General features: G+C 67.6%; 3 protein-coding genes. 2 read left to right on the top strand and 1 reads right to left on the bottom strand.

Annotated features, from left to right (window positions below; all coding sequences use genetic code 11):
- Nucleotides 1–627, bottom strand: a 627-nt coding sequence (locus tag ACE3TU_RS20545; RefSeq protein WP_374627638.1) for a hypothetical protein, incomplete at its 3' end; no start/stop codon positions are given.
- A 467-nt stretch (nt 628–1,094) separates the two neighbouring features.
- Here ACE3TU_RS20545 and ACE3TU_RS20540 point away from each other — a divergent pair.
- Nucleotides 1,095–2,864 (top strand): acetolactate synthase 3 large subunit, encoded by a 1,770-nt coding sequence (locus ACE3TU_RS20540; RefSeq protein ID WP_374627636.1) that lies wholly within the window; start codon nt 1,095–1,097, stop codon nt 2,862–2,864.
- 133 nt (nt 2,865–2,997) lie between these two features.
- A partial coding sequence (ilvN, locus tag ACE3TU_RS20535; protein WP_374627635.1) for an acetolactate synthase small subunit occupies nt 2,998–3,302 on the top strand: 305 nt, incomplete at its 3' end.

Raw genomic sequence — 3,302 nt, 5'->3', positions numbered from 1 at the left:
GATGCGCATGCGCCCCGCAATGCGGTCGGCCGGCCACGCCACCGGAAAGCACGGCTGCGAGTCGAACAGGGTGCGCCATTGCGCCGGCGTCGGGCCATCGAAGGCCTCGGCGACTGCGACGCGCAGCACCATGCAGCCGCTTTCGAGCACCGTGCCGAACGACGCGTAGAGATCATGCCCGCCGTCCGCCCGCGGCTCGACATGCAGATCGCCTACGCCGAAGCTCTCGTGCGCCACGATCTTGGCTGCAGCGAACACCTCCATGTCGGTGGGTATTGCGAGGGCCAGCCGCTCAAGCTTCATCGGGGAAACCGCCCGCGACGGCGCCGACTCGGTGGGCGGCACGAACGCCTCGGCGGGGTCGAGATAGGCGAGATCGCCCGCCGAACTCGCCACCAGCAACCGGTCGCCGACCATGGCGAGCTTGGGCAGGCCACTCTCGGCGGGCAGCGTCCACTCGGTCACGGCGAGGCGGTAGTGCGTCGCATCGACCACCCGGTCGGCGGGCTCGTATCCGACCGGTTGTGGGGGCGGAGCGGCGCGGCCGCGCGACACCTGATAGTAGGTGACGCCAACCCCGATGGCGAGCACGAAGCCGAACGCGACCAGTCCGATCCCGGTCAGCACAGATCGCAGCCGGGGCCGCCGTCCTTTAGTCGCTTGCGTCATTGCGGCAATGACTAGCCGCAAACCCTGCGAATGGGAAGATCGGCCGGGGGAGCGGGTGGTGCGTACCGTCGTCGGTAGAGGGCGCGACTTCGACCCGCCCGCGGACGACGCGGCGGCAATCCGCGGCAGGACCCTGCGCCGGGTGCTTCCCGGGCCGTCGCCGGCCGGAGCGGCGAGCACCGGGCCCCCTTGACACCCCGCACCCTTCGCGCCCATAAACCTGCCAGCAATTCTGGGAGCACGTCCGTGCTGAAGAGCATTATCGTAGTAGGGGGGCGCATCGGTCGCGTGGGGTAAAGGTCCCCGCGGATGGCTGGTGCGCCGAAATCAGGTCCCTCGAGGGGCCTTTTTTATTGCCTCCGAATCCGGTGCGGGCGGGGGTGCAGCGACAAGACCGGGCAGGGGCCCGGAAGTGGAGTGAGAAAATGCCCGAGCAGATGACCGGCGCGGAAATGGTGATCGAGGCGCTGATCGATAACGGGGTCGAGCACATCTTCGGCTATCCGGGCGGCGCCGCGCTGCCGATCTACGATGCCATGTTCCAGCAGGACAAGGTGCAGCACATCCTCGTGCGGCACGAGCAGGGCGCGACCCACATGGCCGAAGGCTATGCCCGCTCGACCGGCAGGGTCGGCGTGGTGCTGGTCACCTCGGGCCCCGGTGTCACCAACGCAGTCACCGGCCTCACCGATGCCCTGATGGACTCGATCCCCATGGTCTGCATCACGGCGCAGGTGCCGACCACCCTGATCGGCTCGGACGCGTTCCAGGAGTGCGACACGGTCGGCATCACCCGCTCGTGCACCAAGCACAACTATCTGGTCAAGAACGTCGCCGACCTGGCCCGGGTGCTGCACGAGGCCTTCCACATCGCCCGTTCCGGTCGGCCCGGCCCGGTGCTGGTCGACATCCCCAAGGACGTGCAGTTCGCCATGGGCACCTATCTGCGCCCCGAGGAGATCGGCGCCATCCGCCACAAGAGCTATCACCCGGCCGGCGCCGGCGATGCCGAGGCTATCGCCCAGGCGGTCGAGCTGATGCTCAAGGCCGAGCGCCCGGTCTTCTACACCGGCGGCGGCGTCATCAATGCCGGTCCCGACGCCAGCCAGAAGCTGCGCGAACTGGCCGAACTCACCGGCTTTCCCGTCACCTCGACGCTGATGGGGCTCGGCGCCTTCCCCGGTTCCTCGCCGCAATGGCTGGGCATGCTCGGAATGCACGGCACCTACGAGGCCAACCTCGCGATGCACGACTGCGATCTGATGATCAATATCGGTGCCCGCTTCGACGACCGTATCACCGGCCGCATCGATGCGTTCTCGCCACAGTCGCGCAAGATCCACGTCGACATCGATCCGTCCTCGATCAACAAGAACGTCCGCGTCGAGCTGCCGATCGTCGGCGATTGCGGCCTCGTGCTGGCCGAGATGGTCCGCGTCTGGCGCAGCCGCACCAACGAGCCGCGCACCGAGGCGATCGCGCCCTGGTGGCAGCAGATCGACGCCTGGCGGGCCCGCAACTCGCTGGCGTTCAGGAACTCGACCACCACCATCAAGCCGCAGCACGCCATCCAGCGGCTCTATGAGGCGACCAAGGGGCGCGACGTCTACATCACCACCGAGGTCGGCCAGCACCAGATGTGGGCGGCCCAGCACTTCCCCTTCGAGATGCCGAACCGGTGGATGACCTCGGGCGGGCTGGGCACCATGGGCTACGGCCTGCCGGCGGCCGTGGGCGTTCAGGTCGCGCACCCCGACGCGCTGGTCATCGACATTGCCGGCGAAGCCAGCGTGCAGATGACCATGCAGGAGCTCTCCACCGCCGTGCAGTACCGGCTGCCGATCAAGGTGTTCATCCTCAACAACGAGCGCATGGGCATGGTCCGCCAGTGGCAGGACCTGCTGCATGGCGGCCGCTACGCGCACAGCTACTCGGAAAGCCTGCCCGATTTCGTCAGGCTCGCCGAGGCCTATGGCGCCAAGGGCATCAAGTGCGAGAACCCGGCACTGCTCGACGCGGCGATCGCGGAGATGCTCGCCTATGACGGGCCGGTGCTGTTCGACTGCCTGGTCGAGCGCCACGAGAACTGCCTGCCGATGATTCCGTCGGGCAAGCCGCACAACGAGATGATCCTGCCCGACTTCGACGCCGATATCGGCGCCGTGATCGACGAGAAGGGTCGGCAGCTGGTTTAGGGAAAGCGCCCCCGCCACCAGGTCGCCCCGGTTCAGGCCGGGGTCCAGCTTCCGGGCCGGCATGCATGCCGGCTTTCGCGGGCACGACACGGCGGGTGGCAACAGGGTGCCGAGGCACCGGAGGACGAACGAAATGAATGCACATCTGCAGCCGAGCGGCTCGGCCTACTTCCTCGCCGCGGAAACCCAGAGGCCGGAGCGGCACACGCTCAGCGTGCTTGTCGACAACGAGCCGGGCATCCTCGCCCGCGTTGTCGGGCTGTTCTCGGCCCGTGGCTACAATATCGACAGTCTCACGGTCAGCGAGACCGAGCACGAAAAGGGGCTCAGCCGCATCACCGTGGTCACCGTCGCGACCCCCAAGGTGCTGATCCAGATCAAGCTGCAGCTCGAGCGGCTGATCCCGGTGCATCGCGTGCATGACTTGACCAGCGAGGG

It is taken from the genome of Devosia sp. (genome assembly GCF_041917035.1).
Taxonomy (GTDB): domain Bacteria; phylum Pseudomonadota; class Alphaproteobacteria; order Rhizobiales; family Devosiaceae; genus Devosia_A.
Note: the sequence above shows the minus strand (reverse complement) of the source record. Positions and strands in the feature narration are given on the sequence as shown.

Excerpts from the sequence above, each read along its gene's own strand:
- ACE3TU_RS20540 (WP_374627636.1), top strand. The coding sequence starts at position 1,095 with ATGCCCGAGCAGATGACCGGCGCGGAAATGGTGATCGAGGCGCTGATC.